This is a genomic window from Priestia sp. VA7 (assembly GCF_055710015.1).
Window position 1 is genome coordinate 616,296 of sequence record NZ_JBVQPN010000003.1, and the last position, 14,872, is coordinate 631,167.

12 protein-coding genes are annotated in these 14,872 nt (G+C 35.3%); 9 read left to right on the plus strand and 3 right to left on the minus strand.

Translation table 11 applies throughout. The annotated features are described in order from the left end of the window. The first annotated feature begins 60 nt into the window (after positions 1–60). Together AC0C45_RS15950 and AC0C45_RS15955 are read left to right on the plus strand one after the other, a co-directional pair. Positions 61–1,077, plus strand: coding sequence for a glycine-rich domain-containing protein (locus tag AC0C45_RS15950; protein WP_047932376.1), 1,017 nt, complete (start codon positions 61–63; stop codon positions 1,075–1,077). Positions 1,078–1,205: 128 nt separating this feature from the next. After that, on the plus strand, positions 1,206–1,784 hold the full coding sequence (locus AC0C45_RS15955; protein WP_016764595.1) for an HAD-IA family hydrolase: 579 nt from the start codon (positions 1,206–1,208) through the stop codon (positions 1,782–1,784). A gap of 2 nt (positions 1,785–1,786) precedes the next feature. Here the strand turns inward: AC0C45_RS15955 and AC0C45_RS15960 are convergent, their stop codons facing one another. From AC0C45_RS15960 to AC0C45_RS15970, 3 genes are all read right to left on the minus strand, one after another. Then, positions 1,787–2,383 (minus strand): mechanosensitive ion channel family protein, encoded by a 597-nt coding sequence (locus AC0C45_RS15960; RefSeq protein ID WP_016764594.1) that lies wholly within the window; start codon positions 2,381–2,383, stop codon positions 1,787–1,789. An 843-nt stretch (positions 2,384–3,226) separates the two neighbouring features. Beyond that, a complete protein-coding gene (locus AC0C45_RS15965) occupies positions 3,227–4,249 on the minus strand; it encodes a hypothetical protein (RefSeq protein WP_016764593.1) in 1,023 nt (340 codons plus the stop codon). Positions 4,250–5,218: 969 nt separating this feature from the next. Then, the gene (locus AC0C45_RS15970) at positions 5,219–6,682 is read right to left on the minus strand and encodes a hypothetical protein (RefSeq protein ID WP_013083667.1); all 1,464 of its coding nucleotides are present in this window, start codon (positions 6,680–6,682) and stop codon (positions 5,219–5,221) included. A gap of 313 nt (positions 6,683–6,995) precedes the next feature. Between AC0C45_RS15970 and AC0C45_RS15975 the strand changes: the two genes are divergently transcribed. From AC0C45_RS15975 to AC0C45_RS16005, 7 genes are all read left to right on the plus strand, one after another. Then, positions 6,996–7,877, plus strand: a complete 882-nt coding sequence (locus tag AC0C45_RS15975; RefSeq protein ID WP_472928255.1) for an HAD family hydrolase — start codon at positions 6,996–6,998, stop codon at positions 7,875–7,877. Between the two features lie 577 nt (positions 7,878–8,454). Next, positions 8,455–9,279, plus strand: coding sequence for a pyruvate, water dikinase regulatory protein (locus AC0C45_RS15980; protein WP_472928256.1), 825 nt, complete (start codon positions 8,455–8,457; stop codon positions 9,277–9,279). Between the two features lie 120 nt (positions 9,280–9,399). Beyond that, on the plus strand, positions 9,400–10,902 hold the full coding sequence (locus tag AC0C45_RS15985) for a malate:quinone oxidoreductase (RefSeq protein ID WP_047931849.1): 1,503 nt from the start codon (positions 9,400–9,402) through the stop codon (positions 10,900–10,902). 246 nt (positions 10,903–11,148) lie between these two features. Further along, on the plus strand, positions 11,149–11,808 hold the full coding sequence (locus AC0C45_RS15990; RefSeq protein ID WP_013057538.1) for a 2OG-Fe(II) oxygenase: 660 nt from the start codon (positions 11,149–11,151) through the stop codon (positions 11,806–11,808). Between the two features lie 420 nt (positions 11,809–12,228). After that, positions 12,229–13,053 carry a thermonuclease family protein gene (locus tag AC0C45_RS15995; RefSeq protein ID WP_237892462.1) on the plus strand — a complete coding sequence of 275 codons (825 nt, stop codon included), beginning with the start codon at positions 12,229–12,231 and terminating at the stop codon, positions 13,051–13,053. Between the two features lie 370 nt (positions 13,054–13,423). Next, complete coding sequence (locus AC0C45_RS16000; protein ID WP_016764587.1) at positions 13,424–13,978, plus strand: GNAT family N-acetyltransferase; 555 nt, start codon at positions 13,424–13,426, stop codon at positions 13,976–13,978. Between the two features lie 197 nt (positions 13,979–14,175). Beyond that, positions 14,176–14,736, plus strand: a complete 561-nt coding sequence (locus AC0C45_RS16005; protein WP_034651039.1) for a hypothetical protein — start codon at positions 14,176–14,178, stop codon at positions 14,734–14,736. Positions 14,737–14,872: the final 136 nt, after the last annotated feature.

Genomic DNA, 14,872 nt, shown 5'->3' on the forward strand with positions numbered 1-14,872 from the left:
TTTGTATTTTACGAATGTGGTAAAATATTGAATATATAGACACCGTATAGGGGGAAAAAGATGATAACAGCAATTATAGTAGGAGCGGTAATTCTTTTAGCTTTGATTATTAAAGGGATTGGAAAGCCAAGGGGATTTCGCTTGTATAAAGAGGAGCTTCCAGATGAGCTCGGAATACATGAAGGTAATGGTTTTGAAGATATTGTTCATTCACTAGAAGATTCTTTACCGAAAGCCTATGTTCAACAGGTGAAACAGCGTATGCAAGGGCGAAATACAAAAGACGATGAAGTAGAATGGACGTTTTTTGAGATGAAGCGCTACTTTTTATTAAATGCAGTCATCAAAGACGTACCGATGTTTAGTGCAAAAGTAGATGAAGTGTGGCACGAAATGATCATGTTTACAGTGGATTATGGGCGTTTTACAGACCGTTTTTTTGACCGTTTTTTGCATCACCAGCCAAATGTAGACACTACGCCATCACCACAGCCGGATAAGCGAGCATTCTTCGATTGGATGTATGCTCATTTGTTTGACATAACGGGCAACAGCCGACTGCTTTGGGGGAAATTTTTTCAGCATCCGCTTGATAAAAGTACACTTCAAGATTTTCAAAGATTGTCAGAAGATGAATTACTAGATCGCTATTTTTTAAGAAACGGCAAATGGGAAAAACTGCAGAGAGCCCTGATTCAAACGTTAAAAGAAGAAATCAATGCTGCTCGAAAAAGAAAAAAAGCAGGCGGATCAACTTATTTTAAAAAAACGGCTAAAAAAGGAAATGTATCAAACGAACTTCTTCTTCAAGGTTTTGTTTTTTATTCTCTCTACAAAGCCACCAACTTTTCAAGCCATATGAATGAGCTGCTGCTATATAAAAAAACGATGTATGCGGGAGATACAGCCTCTTACAGCGGCTATAGCTGTTCAAGTCCATGGGAAGACAATCGCCACCATCACCAACACGATGGAGGACATCACCATCATGACAGCGGCAGCAGCTGTTCGAGTTCAAACTGCAGCAGCTCTAGCTGTTCAAGCTCCAGCTGTGGGAGTGGGTGCAGCAGCAGCTAATAAAGTAAAAAAACTCGTATAAAACGAGTTTTTTTACTTTAAATGCAACGACGACAAAATGGTTCACTGACAAGCAATGAAAAATTTGGTATAATCGTTACGTTTTTAAAAAAGGAGAGACAGTGAAAATGAATATTTTATGGGACTTTGATGGAACCATCTTTGATACCTATCCAACGATTGTAAAAGCATTCAAAGAATTACTAACAGATCAAACGATTTCAGAAGACGATATTTTAAAACAAATGAAGATATCTTCTGACATAGCAATTAAGCACTTCGATATTGAAAAATCTTTGTTTGATAAACACTTCCATGTGCTCGAACAGAAAATCAATCCTAAAGATAAGCCTGCTTTTCCTCATGTAGAAGACGTACTGAGCTTTGCGGATACAAATGTAATTGTTACGCATAAATCTAGACAGTCTACTCTTGATATCCTGGCATTTTTTAATATGGAGCACTATTTTACGGAGATTATTACAAAAGATGATGGCTATAAACGAAAGCCTGATAGCGGCGCTTATGCCTATCTCCACGATAAGTATCAGCTCGATTTAGTGATTGGAGACCGCGAGCTTGATTTAAAACCTGCCCGTGAACTGGGAATCAAAACATGTGCATTTCAAAATGACGACATTGAAGCAGATTATCACCTTACATCATACGATCAATTTTTTACAACTGTCGTAAATAAAAACTCGTGAAGCTATTCTTCACGAGTTTTTATTTGTTCAGGCTTATGTACTTCGGGAATTTCACCGAGCGTATAGTTCGCTACTTTTGTAATGTTACTATTAGCAAAAAAGTAAAACTCTCCATCCACTCCGCGAATTTTTGTCGTGCGCAATCCAATTTCTTCAACAGTTCCTTTCGTATCATTTATGGATACGTGATCTCCTACTGAGAATTGATCTTCAAATAGAATAAAAAAACCGTTTAAAATATCTTTAATCAAATTTTGTGCACCTAAGCCTGTAATAAATCCTGCTACGCTAATACCAGCTAAGAGTGCTTTCATATTAATTCCGATTGCCTCTAAAGACGTAATAAGTACAATAAAATACACTACGTACATGACAATGCTCAGACAAAGCTTTTTCAGCGTTATTTCTTTACGTTCATTGTACCTCAGCAGTTTAGTTTTAAATCTGAAATCAAAGATTTTATTAATTACACTGCGAGCAAACCTGATAACGATTTGAGCAATAATGAAAATCAAGATAATCTTTATAATTACTTCACTAATGTCAATCCACTTACCGGTATTAAATAAAGTTTTCTGTACCCACTGTATGTCTTTCATGACTAAGTCCCTTTCTTGCTTTATAAAATTTTCTCTACTGAATAGTATAATTTATTTTTAAAAATATACTACTAGAATTTATGAAGAGGCGTTTGAATTATTGTTTTATTTTAATTTATTTGTATTAGGTATACGTAATGAAAACTCCTTAATTTAGAAAAAGAAAAAATCCTCAGGTATAGATATCTTTAAAACATTTCTTTATACAAATATTAAATAAAACCTTATAACAGAGATTAATATAGATCTTATTAACAAACATTATATACAGATATTAAAGAAAGAAAAACCCTGTGAAAACCCAATGATATCAAGGGTTAGAGAGGAAATTGCTTTTCAATAAATAACTGTGTGGAAAATAGACATTTTTTGTGAACAGCATCCTTTAGCTAAAGGATGTTTTTTATAACAACAGATATGGAAACTATTTTATTCACTATGTTTTTTCTTCTGCAATAGACGGATTTTAAAACTCATAGTATGAAGATTGCTATTAAAAGTATGAATTATTTCCATTGTGGATAAAAATAGTCATGTTAAAAAGTAAATAACCTGGAAATTATCGTTAATAAAAAAATAAAAGGGATGTTTTTATCAACAAAAAGGATGATATGACAGTCATTGAATATGTTTTCTTTCTTTTGTGGATAAGTATGAAGGTATTTTTTTAGCAATATTCCGTAGTTATACACAAGAAATATCATTTATTTGAACTCATTACGTTTATATAGATAGGATAATGGAATTGGATAGCTGCAAAAAGGGGTGTTTGTTTGCACTATTTGTATCAATAAGAGAAGAGAAGGGAGAGAAAATAAAAAAAAGGCATGCCAAAGAAGCCCCTTATGAAGCTGTAAGTTCGGCAGGGACTTGATCTTGAAGATTTTTTGAAAGCTCTTTTCGAATGAGCGTACGGATTTTTCCACCGTAATTTTCAACGACTTGAGCATCATGGCTGAAGAAGGCCTGTTCAATCAGAGAATAAAGGGCAGACTTTACTCGTTCAATACCATATTCAAAAGAAAGCTGAACCAAATCAGCGATGTCTTCGTTTTGGAATGAAGACATAACAATTCCGGTAGAATCTGTGCTGTGTCCAGATAATTTTACAAAAGTCTCTTCAATAGTACGTCGAATCGCCGCAGCGTATTGATCTTTCTTTTCTTGTTTTGACATCTTGCCATTTTTAGCTCCGTCTTTTAAAACAAAGAAAATAGTAGATCCTTGGACAACTGTTTTAAATGCGCTTGTCTGTGTTTCAGCTATTTTTTGCATCATACCTTTGTAGTGAGTATATTTCGGCGTAAAAATTTTATAGTCATTAAAGCTAATTTTTGAAGTGTTTTCTGCAGGATTAAACTGACGCTTAATCGTATCGTTGTCATAAACCAATTCTTTGCGCAGCTCTAAGCGAAGGGCATTTACATTTTCAATTAGAATAAGTTCTTCAAAGCGAGTATATTCTAATTCCATAAACCCAAAGCCGTGTTCTTCAAAATATTGAGGATAGGGAACAATACAAATATTGATTCCTTTGCCGCTGCGAGAATAGGAAATTAATTCTGTTTCTGCTAATACTACATTGTTGTTGCGAACTGTTCGAACGGTACAGTTCAAAGCGGCTGCAATCTCTTTTTCAGAAACATCACAAATAATACCTCTTTCATCAACGTGAAGGAAGTGATAAAAAATTAATTGTGAAATTTGAGATTTAGATAAACGGTGATGTTCTGCCACTGTTTTGATTGTAGGGTTCCCATGAGCGTCTAGGTCCATGTGATCTTCAATATCTTTATATTTTTCTACGGTGCTAGACAATTGGCGAATAATTTGTTTTCCAATTTTCGCAAATTCTTTTTTTATCATGAGAATCCCTCCAATCTATTTCATATCAACAATAATTTATTAGGGTAAAATAACAAAGAATACCTTGTGAAAATTATATCAATAAGAAATAGAATCGCAAACGAACGAGTAGTACGCTAAAAACGGCAAAAGTTTCAAAGAATGCTGTCATATCAAGGGGTGCAGCGTATAGGTTTTTTAGTACGCCAAAAACGGCAAAAGCAAGCAAGCGCCGGCAGAACAGTATTTGTTACGATCAGTAAAAATCAAAAAAAACTTTATGCGTTTTAGTACGTAAAAAACGGCAAAAGGCTCAGTATAGTACGCCAAAAATAGCAAAAGTGAAGAGTAGTACGCTAAAAACAGCAAAAGTTATCTCGATTCACCTAAAAAAAGGTAAAAAAATCACTTCTCTGATCGTTGTAAATAACACAATGAATTTCATCAGTACGTCAAAAATGGCAAAAGCTATTTTTAGTACGTGAAAAACGTCAAAAACGACGTAGTAGTACGACAAAAACAGCAAAAGTTTTTGTTTGGTACGTCAAAAATGGCAAAAGCTTTATATATGCTGCGAAAAAAATAAAAAATGGGGTTTGAAAAGGCAATAACAAAGGGAAAAGCAATGTTTAGTACGCAGAAAACGGCAAAAGTAGTGAAGGAGTACGTAAAAAACGGCAAAAGGTAGGATTGTTTTACGAAAAAAAGAGAATAATTAACAATTAATAAGTGATTACGAGTAAATAAAATGAATGTAGTACGTCAAAAATGGCAAAAGAATCAGAGTGGTACGTCAAAAACAGCAAAAGGTAGTAATTAGTACGCTAAAAACGGCAAAAGAAGCGAACAGGTACGTCAAAAACGGCAAAAGCTTCTGGTTAGTACGTTAAAAATGACAAAACTTCCAAACTATGAAATAAAAGTAGAGGGATATTTTGTATTTATAAGCTGAAAGCGGCAAAATATCAAATAAAAAAGGAAGGGAATAATTTACCCTTCCAATGTTTCTCTATGTTCCCCTCCAAAATAGTCTTGAATTTCATAATTTTGAAGAGGAATAAAAGAGATTTCAAATCCTTGAAGTTTTTGCTGATAACTTTGGATCAGTACTTGATTGCTAACAAACTCTGCTAGAGATTCATTAATTAATTTTAGATTGACATCAATTTTCTTTGAACGAAAACGAACTTTTGAAGCAAAATATTGATACGGGTAAAAATGGGTGTAAGACTTCTCTTGTAAATAACAATCTAATCGCTCTTTTTGAAATGCATACAGCAGTAAAGAAGACAGCGAGTTATCTTTAAACTTTTTAATAACGTCACTATAAATTTGTACAAACTGCTGATTTAAAAAGCCTTGATGCGTATCGTCGCTAAATACGATGGTTGCATATCGTCTGCCCGTTACTTCATCGGTTTCAATAACAGCTTTTTGGAAGAAGTTTATCGCAAATTTTGTATCTCTGGAATTTTTCTTCTTCGCTACACCTTCTACGTGGTATCTGGCAATTTTCATAATGCGGGCTTCAACCGCTTCATAGTTTTTTACACCTTTTGAATTATAAATTTCTTTAACGATATCCGCTAAATCAAGAGTCACCGTTTTTTCTTTATAAAACATCTCGTCGCGCTGTGAAAGAGCAAACTGGATAATTTGAGAATCTTTTGGATCTAAAACCATATTTCGTTTGGAAAGAACCGTTTGATTATCATTCACAGGGATAATGGTGCGAATGAAATATTCTTCATCAACTTTATAGTCATTATATAAAACGACTTCTTGGGAGTTTGTTTTAACTTCCATATTGGTTTTAAGAGAGTGACTTTCATTTGAGAAGATAGGGGCCTCTACCCACGAATTTAATCGTTTATCAATCCAGTTACTCAAATTCCCATTGTATTTTTCTAGTATGATTTCAGCAATTAAAAAAGTAAAGTCTGTGTGAAATGCTTTCTCTATTTGATAATTCATTTTTGAATCTAAATAAGGAAAATCAGTAATGTTTGTTTTTTTACTTTTAGCCCATGCCTCTACTTCTTTTAACTTTATCTTTAAAATATCTTCAGGTTTTTCCACGCCAAACAGCTTTTTTAAGTGTTCGGTATCCACTTTTTTATCCATCACTTTTTTGGCCAATTCAATGTCTTCAAAAATAGGATTAGGCTTTTCTGCTTTAATATCTTTTTTTAACGTTTGCAGCCAGTTTTTCTTATTCGATTGTCTTCTTTTGTAGGCCGGGTTTCTTATTTCCTTAGGATTTATTAATTTATTCTCTAAAACAAACGTATCTTGCAATATATTTAAAATGTAGTCTTCTATAAAATCTTTTTCATTCGAAAAAAACGAATGAGAATCATATAAAAAGTCTATGCACTTTGCTTTGATATTGTCATCGATCGCATCGCTGATTTGTTTAATAAGGTAAGGAGAAAAATTGGATGGTTCGTTCATGTTGACCTCCTCTGTATGTATTTAATCTGTAACAGTCTTATTATATCTTTTTTGAACGATACTCTAAAGGCTAAAAGAAAAATTCGTTTTTGTGAATGCAGTTTTATATCAAATTAGCCTAGCCGGCTATTAGTATATAAAGGCTTATTGCAAAGATAAAATTCTTTCTTTATAGCGCTTGTACAATTTTAGATGTAAGGAGAGTATTATAGTAGTTTTATAAAAGAGAAAAGCAAAGTACATTCATTGAGTTTGAAAATGGAAAAGTTTATACTTGCCAAGTACATTCTTTTTACAAATAGGGGGAATAAATATGTTGTTAAAACCTAAAGCAATTTTTTTAGATATGGACGGCACGATATTAAATCGCGCCAACAAAGTAAGTATTCAAACAAAAGAAATCATTGACGAATTACGAAAACAGGGAATTTTTGTTTTTATTGCTACGGGAAGAGCGTTTGATGAAATAGAAGAGTTAGTTCCTGAAGGCTTTCAAGTGGATGGATTTATCACGTCAAATGGTATGGCAGGGTACGTAGGAAAAGAGTCAGTCTTTCAGCACTCGCTTTCCCTTCAATTGGTGGAAACTATTATTGAAAAAGCAAGAGCGAACAAGGTATACTACGAGCTTTTCCCGTATAGCACACCTCGCGTGACGCTAAAACAAGATCAGTCCTATGTGGAAAATGAAATTAGAGAGCCAAAGCCAGACAGTGTGGAAATTAACGAATGGCTTTCTCGTAAACAAGCGATTAAAGAAGAAATTGACTGGAAAGATTCTGTAGAGGGAAGTGAATTTTCAAAGTTCTATTTCTTTGCAAGAACGCACGAGCATATCGATAAGTGGAAAGAGGAACTTGAAGAACTTAAAAAAGAAATCGACTTTACAACTTCTACTTCCTCTAAACACAATGTTGAAGTGATGGTGGCAAACGTAAATAAAGCAACGGGAATTCAGCAAATGCTAAAACATTTTAATTTGCCCGAGCAAGACATTCTAGCAATCGGCGACAGCAATAATGATTTACCAATGTTTCAGTTTGCCAGCTATGCCGTAGCGATGAAAAATGCGCCGGATCATATTAAAGAAATTGTCGATGACGTAACGGAATTTAACTGTGACGAAAACGGCGTATCTCATTATCTTTCTAAATTTTTATTGCAAAAATCTACTAGAAGTAATCCCGTTTTATAAAAATTAATCTATTTCATGACAATGCATTATAACCAACTATTCAAAACATCGTCTTTTAGGCGGTGTTTTTAGTATACATAAGGTGGAAAGTAAACCGTTCATTATTTTTAGTTATAGCACTCTTAGCTAAAAAGAATAGATAAGAATAAATCTTCTATAACTTAAAAATCATGCTATAAACAACATAACTATATAACTATCCTCGTACTTATCGCTGCAAAACGCCTCTCAGCCCTGATGGGTGCCACCATGCCAAAGCATAAAACATTTTAACATCTAAACTTTTTCTTACTTCAAACTTTTTATAAAATGCGGAGAAAAGGGATTGTATCTCCGTATATTTAATGCTAATATAACATTTAATGAAAATAGTATAACATATTTAGTTTTATTTTATAATTAGTATGACATAAATCCTGGATTCGCTCGTTTTTTTAAGTGTTTATAATCACAGTATCCAGGATATTAGCCCATTCATTACCCATAAAATATGTATCTTGCAAGCTGATAAATGATAGTTGAACAAAAAATACTAGCGTTATTAAACTATTAAAATCAAAGAATAGGAAGATTTAATGTGAATAAAAGAAAAATTGTCTATATAATTTCCGACTCAGTAGGTGAAACGGCTGAGCTGATGGTAAAAGCAGTTTTAACTCAATTTAGTGGAGAAGATATTGAAATTCAAAATACTTCTTACGTAGAAGATGAGGGAAATATTGATAATATCATTGCTGAAGCAAGGTGTAACGAGGCCATCATTGCGTATACTATCGTCATCCCACCTTTAAAACAGTATCTTGACCAAAAGGCACAAGAAGAAGGAATTGTAGCCATTGATTTAATGACCCCACTCATGAGTGCCTTTAGCCAAACCTTTAATAAAGAACCTAATCTCCAACCGAGATTAACGAGAAAATTAGACGATAACTATTTCCGAAGAGTAGAAGCAGTTGAATTTGCTGTTAAATATGATGATGGACAAGACTTCAGAGGCATCAAGCGAGCTGATCTAGTGTTGATTGGTGTTTCGAGAACATCTAAGACGCCACTTTCTATGTATTTAGCTCATAAAAGTCTTAAAGTAGCGAATATACCGTTAGTTCCAGAAGTGACGCCTCCTGATGAACTTTTTACTATTCCGAAAAATAAATGTATTGGTTTAGTTATTACACCGGATAAGCTCAATGAAATCCGAAAAGAACGATTAAAAAATTTAGGTTTAGCGTCTCAAGCCAATTATGCCAATGTAGATCGAATCCTTGAAGAGCTGGACTATGCTGAGAAAATTATGAAGCGCATTGGCTGTCCTATTGTTAATGTCTCAGGTAAAGCAGTTGAAGAAACCGCTGAAGTGATATTGAGCATGTTAAAAAAGGACAAGATGAAAGGGTATGTATAAAAACGCCCATTATGTAAGACAGATAACTTGTCAGACATACTTAATATGTAGAGAGTCAGGTAGAACAGGCATGTTGCTAAAAGGTGCTTTTTTAAAATATAAAAGATAAGGAAGATTGTGATGAGCAATGTATATAAAAAAACAGACGTTATCTTAATTGGGGCCGGAGTGATGAGCGCAACGTTGGGATCTTTACTAAAAGAGTTAGCGCCGGAATGGGAAATCAAAGTATTTGAGAAACTCGCAGATGCAGGAGAAGAAAGCTCGAATGAATGGAATAACGCAGGGACTGGCCATGCTGCACTGTGCGAGTTGAACTATACATCTGAACAAGCTGACGGATCTATAGATATTACGAAAGCAGTGCGGATTAATGAACAGTTTCAGCTTTCAAGACAGTTTTGGTCATATCTTGTAAGCAGTAATTTAATTCATCATCCGCAAGAGTTTATTATGCCAATCCCTCATATGAGTTTCGTACAAGGAGAAAAGAACGTATCCTTTTTGAAAAAACGTTTTGAAGCGTTATCAAATAATCCATTGTTTCAAGGGATGGAATATTCAGATCGTCCTGAAAAGCTAAAAGAATGGATGCCGCTTGTTATGAAAGGCCGTACATCGACTGAAGCAATTGCGGCAACCAAAATCGACTCAGGGACAGACGTGAACTTTGGATCTTTAACTCGTATGTTGTTTACACATTTAAAAAGTAAAAGGGTAGAAATAAACTATAACCACAGCGTTGAAAATCTGACACGTACCGCAGACGGCTCGTGGGAAGTAAAAGTACATGATATTCATACCGGCAAACAGGAATATCACACGGCGAACTTTGTTTTTATCGGAGGAGGAGGCGGAAGTCTGTCTTTACTCCAAAAAACGGGTATTCCTGAGTCCAAACATATTGGAGGGTTTCCGGTAAGCGGATTATTTATGGTATGCAATAACCCCGAAGTTGTAGCGCAGCATCACGGGAAAGTGTACGGAAAAGCAAAGGTTGGCGCTCCGCCGATGTCGGTTCCGCACCTTGATACACGCTATATCGCCCGCAAAAAAACACTGCTGTTTGGACCTTTTGCCGGCTTTTCACCAAAGTTCTTAAAAACGGGTTCAAATTTGGATTTAATCAATTCTGTAAAACCGAATAATATCTTAACGATGTTAGCAGCAGGCGTCAAAGAGATGGGCTTAACGAAATACTTGATTCAGCAGGTCCTGTTGTCCGATGAAAAGCGTATGGAAGAACTTCGCGAGTTTATTCCAAACGCAAAAAGCGAAGACTGGGATATCGTCGTAGCGGGTCAGCGTGTACAAGTAATCAAAGATACGGAAGCCGGAGGTAAAGGAACTCTTCAATTCGGTACCGAAGTTGTGAGTTCAGCTGATGGTTCCGTTGCTGCATTGCTCGGGGCTTCGCCAGGCGCTTCGACTGCCGTTCATGTCATGCTTGAAGTGCTGGAAAAGTGTTTCCCGCAGCATATGAAGAAATGGGAATCAAAAATAAAAGAAATGATTCCTTCTTACGGCTTGTCACTGGTAGAAAATCCAGCGCTTTTTAACGAAATTCATGCTTCTACATCACAAACGCTTGATTTAAGTAAAAAAGAACTTGTGTACCGATGATTTTAGGCAGCCTTTGATACGTATACTCTATATTAAAAGAGTCTTTTAGATAGTTAAAGCATTTAAACGACATGTGAAATCTAAAAGAAAAAATGAGGGAGGTTCGTTATATAACGGGCTTCTTTTTATTTATTTCCTTTACTAGCAGAATTTACTTCGTATTCATGATATAATTCTTATTAGTAAGCGTTTACATGTAATGAAGTGAAGAATTGGAAAATAGCTATTTCGAGGAGCCGATAAAAGATGATTCTAACTAATACATCTTTACTAACGAAAGAACAAACGATTTTTAACCATACAGGGAATAAAATTAAATTAGAAGACAGAGAGATTGATATTGTTGCTCGATTTGAAGAGCCTCTTGTTCTAGTTTTAGGAAATGTCCTAAGTAACGAAGAATGTGACGAACTTATACAGCTATCCAAAGATAAAATGCAGCGATCAAAAATTGGTGCTGCACGTGAAGTAAACAGTATTCGAACGAGCAGCGGCATGTTTTTTGAAGAAAGCGAAAACGAGCTTGTACATCAAATCGAAAGACGACTTTCTAAAATCATGGGACCATCTATTGAATATGCTGAAGGTCTTCAAGTTTTAAAATACTTGCCTGACCAAGAATACAAAGCACATCACGATTATTTCACTTCTGCAAGTAAAGCATCTAAAAACAACCGTATTAGTACATTGGTTATGTACTTAAACGATGTCGAAGAAGGAGGAGAAACTTATTTTCCTAAGCTGGGTCTTTCCGTATCTCCGACAAAAGGAATGGCCGTGTACTTTGAATATTTTTATAGTGACGCTGAACTTAATGACCGTACTCTCCACGGGGGAGCTCCTGTTATAAAAGGAGAAAAGTGGGTCGCTACCCAGTGGATGCGCAAACAAAAAATTCGATCGTAAAAACAAAGGTTTGAAGAGCCCTATTAGCTATTGTTAATGAGGGCTCTTATTTATGTTACAAAAAAATAGCAATCGTGTTAGTCAGTTATTATATTGAAATATTTACACTTATTCTATTTGTGCGGCTATTCCTTATTCTTATAAGGCGGTAGACGATAAATGTATTTGTAGTGTAAAATATCCTCATGATTAAAAATCTGGATACACTAAAACGAAAAATGTGTTCGTGAAATAAAAATAAAATAGATGCTATTTAAAAGAATAACTTTAAAACAGGTAACCAGTTTTTATAACAGTCGCACGAAAAAACTCGTGAAAGGTATTTTCACGAGTTTTTGTTTTTAGGTGATTTACACTATTTATAAAATCATTTTACTTTTATATAGTAGATAGGGAACGTGTTAAAGGAGGGCCCGGGTTTTGAAAGAAATAAAAGCAATTATTTGCACGATGCTTGCGATGTTTATGCTGCTTCTTACTGGATGCAGCGATGAGCAGGCAAGTCATTCAAGCACATCTTCTGCCGATACAAAACAAGCAGTTCAAGTAGAAGATTCATCAGATCAAGAAGAAGATCATAGTCCTTCTAAAGCAAATCGTGAAGATGTAGTAGGTGAGGCGGCTACGGTAGAAAGAGTAGTGGACGGTGATACGCTTAAAGTGAAAATGCTGAACGGAAAGAGAGATCGCGTGCGATTACTTCTTGTTGATACCCCCGAAACAAAGCATCCCAAACTAGGCGTACAGCCCTTTGGTCCAGAAGCATCTGCTTACACAAAAAAAAGACTAGAAGGACAGGAAATCACCCTTGAATTTGATGTGCAAGAGCGTGATCAATATGGCCGGTTACTTGCGTATGTATGGATAGACAATGAGCTGTATAATGAAGAGCTGCTAGCAAAAGGGCTAGCCCGCGTAGCAGTATTTCCTCCTAACACAAAGTACGTAGATGAATTTAAGAAAATCCAGGAGCAGGCTCGAAAAAGCGAAAAAGGAATCTGGAGCATTGAAAACTATGCCCAGGAAAAAGGGTATAATACGGATGCTGTAAAAAATCACTCCTCTTCTAAACAAAAGGATACTCAGTCTGCCAAAAGCTGTGAAGGTAAAATAAAAGGAAATCAGAACTCTAAAATTTATCACGTGCCAACTGGGGCGCACTACAATCAAACCATGAACCACGTCATTTGGTTTTGTACCGAAAAAGATGCGCAAGAAGCAGGATACAAAAAAGCAAAAAACTAATAAAGAAATTCAGTAACTGCTGAATTTCTTTTTTTTTTGAGTTAAGTAAGTATTTGTATAGGAGTGGCTAAATACCATCCAACAAAGAGCGACCAATCCGTATAAGAAGACGCAGGGGCCATATGAGCAGCTGAGGCACTTGCAAAAGAATTTCTGCTAAAACTTCCCATCCACTTACTGTAGTATCTTTCTGCTGACGGTGTTTTTTCATAGTCATCATCCATTCATTTGAAAATATACATTAATTATACAATGAAAGGAAGATTAGCAGTTAATTTTTTCTTTCTTTTCTTTTTCGTGTTAAAGTAGATAGGTAAGAAGGTTTGCTACAAATAACGCAAGCGAAGAGAATAAAGGGAGTTTGAAAATCGTGAAAATAAGGAAAGCAAGAAAAGAAGATGCTTCTGCTGTAACGGAATTACTTTATGACATGCTTGGCAGTATTGCACGCTCTCATACGGCGGCTACAACGAATGAAGAAGCGCTTTTAAGACTTAAAGCGTTTATTCTGTCTGAGAAGAATCGCTATAGCTATCATCATATTACAATCGCAGAAGTCGAGGAGAAGGTAGTTGGACTTATGCTTTGCTACGAAGGAAGTATGTTACAAACGCTTTATGAACCAGTTAAGCGTTTTGTACGTGCTAAACTTAATAATCCAGCATGGGAAATTGATATAGAAACTGAACATGGAGATTATTATATTGACTCTCTATGTGTAGATGAAGCTTATCGTGGAAAAGGGATAGGAACGGCTCTTTTAAATGTAGCCAAGCAAGAAGCCAAAAAGCGTAAGATGTTTTTATCGTTAAACGTTGAATATAATAACGTAGAAGCCAAGAAATTGTATCAGCGTATAGGCTTTCAAGAGCATAAAACCATTTTTATTGATAAAAAACCATTTTTTTATATGAAGACTGCCTGAGCATCTTTACGGTAGTATTTTTTGTGATAAAATGGATATATAAGTAAAATAATAAGAACCAACAGCTCAGCACTTTTGCTGAGCTTTCCTGTAAATCGCGTAAACGTATCAAAATGGAAAGAATCCTACATCCAATGGACCATAAGCAAGCGGTCATGAAAGTATGTTTGCTGATGTGCCACATGAAAGGAGCGTGCATGAACATCAGAGATCTTCCGTTTAATATGAGTTATCGATTTAATGAACAGCTTCGAGAAGTTCCGGTTAACCCACACCAAATGAAGCAGGGAATTATCTATTTAAAGAAACGAGCTCTTGAAGAAGAGGATGAGTGTGCCGCTGCTAAAACATATGGACATATTGGTGTATATGAGCGCATACTTGGAGAATTAACGAGCAGTGAAAGACATCTGCTGCTGGCCATTTATCTATATGACCGGCATGCTGATACAATAGGTGAATTTTTGAATACGATCCGACTTGGACATACATATCACTGGCAAGAACAGTGGGATAAAGCGAATGAAACGTTTCAGCTACTCATTGAACAATTAAAAGCAGATGAAGACCTTCACATATATGAAGACTTTGTCTATCAGCATTATGGAAAATGTTTACTTGATCAGCGGGTTGTTTCCAGAGCACATCACTATTTTCAACGTGCGTTAGAAATTCGATTAAAAAAAGGCGATAAAGAATTGATTGAGTCAACTAATTCCTGCATCCGTCTTTGTTTAAATAAATTAAAACATTCCTAGTATACATAAAAGATAAATGACTCATAGCCGTGGTTACACATAATGCATAAACTTTCCGTTTGACAAACGTATTTGAACATATTATAGTCATACATGGCAATTTAAGAATACGTAATATAAAAACTAAACATAAGCG

Excerpts from the sequence above, each read along its gene's own strand:
- AC0C45_RS15950 (WP_047932376.1), top strand. The coding sequence starts at position 61 with ATGATAACAGCAATTATAGTAGGAGCGGTAATTCTTTTAGCTTTGATT.
- AC0C45_RS15955 (WP_016764595.1), top strand. The coding sequence starts at position 1,206 with ATGAATATTTTATGGGACTTTGATGGAACCATCTTTGATACCTATCCA.
- AC0C45_RS15960 (WP_016764594.1), bottom strand. The coding sequence starts at position 2,383 with ATGAAAGACATACAGTGGGTACAGAAAACTTTATTTAATACCGGTAAG.
- AC0C45_RS15965 (WP_016764593.1), bottom strand. The coding sequence starts at position 4,249 with ATGATAAAAAAAGAATTTGCGAAAATTGGAAAACAAATTATTCGCCAA.
- AC0C45_RS15970 (WP_013083667.1), bottom strand. The coding sequence starts at position 6,682 with ATGAACGAACCATCCAATTTTTCTCCTTACCTTATTAAACAAATCAGC.
- AC0C45_RS15975 (WP_472928255.1), top strand. The coding sequence starts at position 6,996 with ATGTTGTTAAAACCTAAAGCAATTTTTTTAGATATGGACGGCACGATA.
- AC0C45_RS15985 (WP_047931849.1), top strand. The coding sequence starts at position 9,400 with ATGAGCAATGTATATAAAAAAACAGACGTTATCTTAATTGGGGCCGGA.
- AC0C45_RS15990 (WP_013057538.1), top strand. The coding sequence starts at position 11,149 with ATGATTCTAACTAATACATCTTTACTAACGAAAGAACAAACGATTTTT.
- AC0C45_RS16005 (WP_034651039.1), top strand. The coding sequence starts at position 14,176 with ATGAACATCAGAGATCTTCCGTTTAATATGAGTTATCGATTTAATGAA.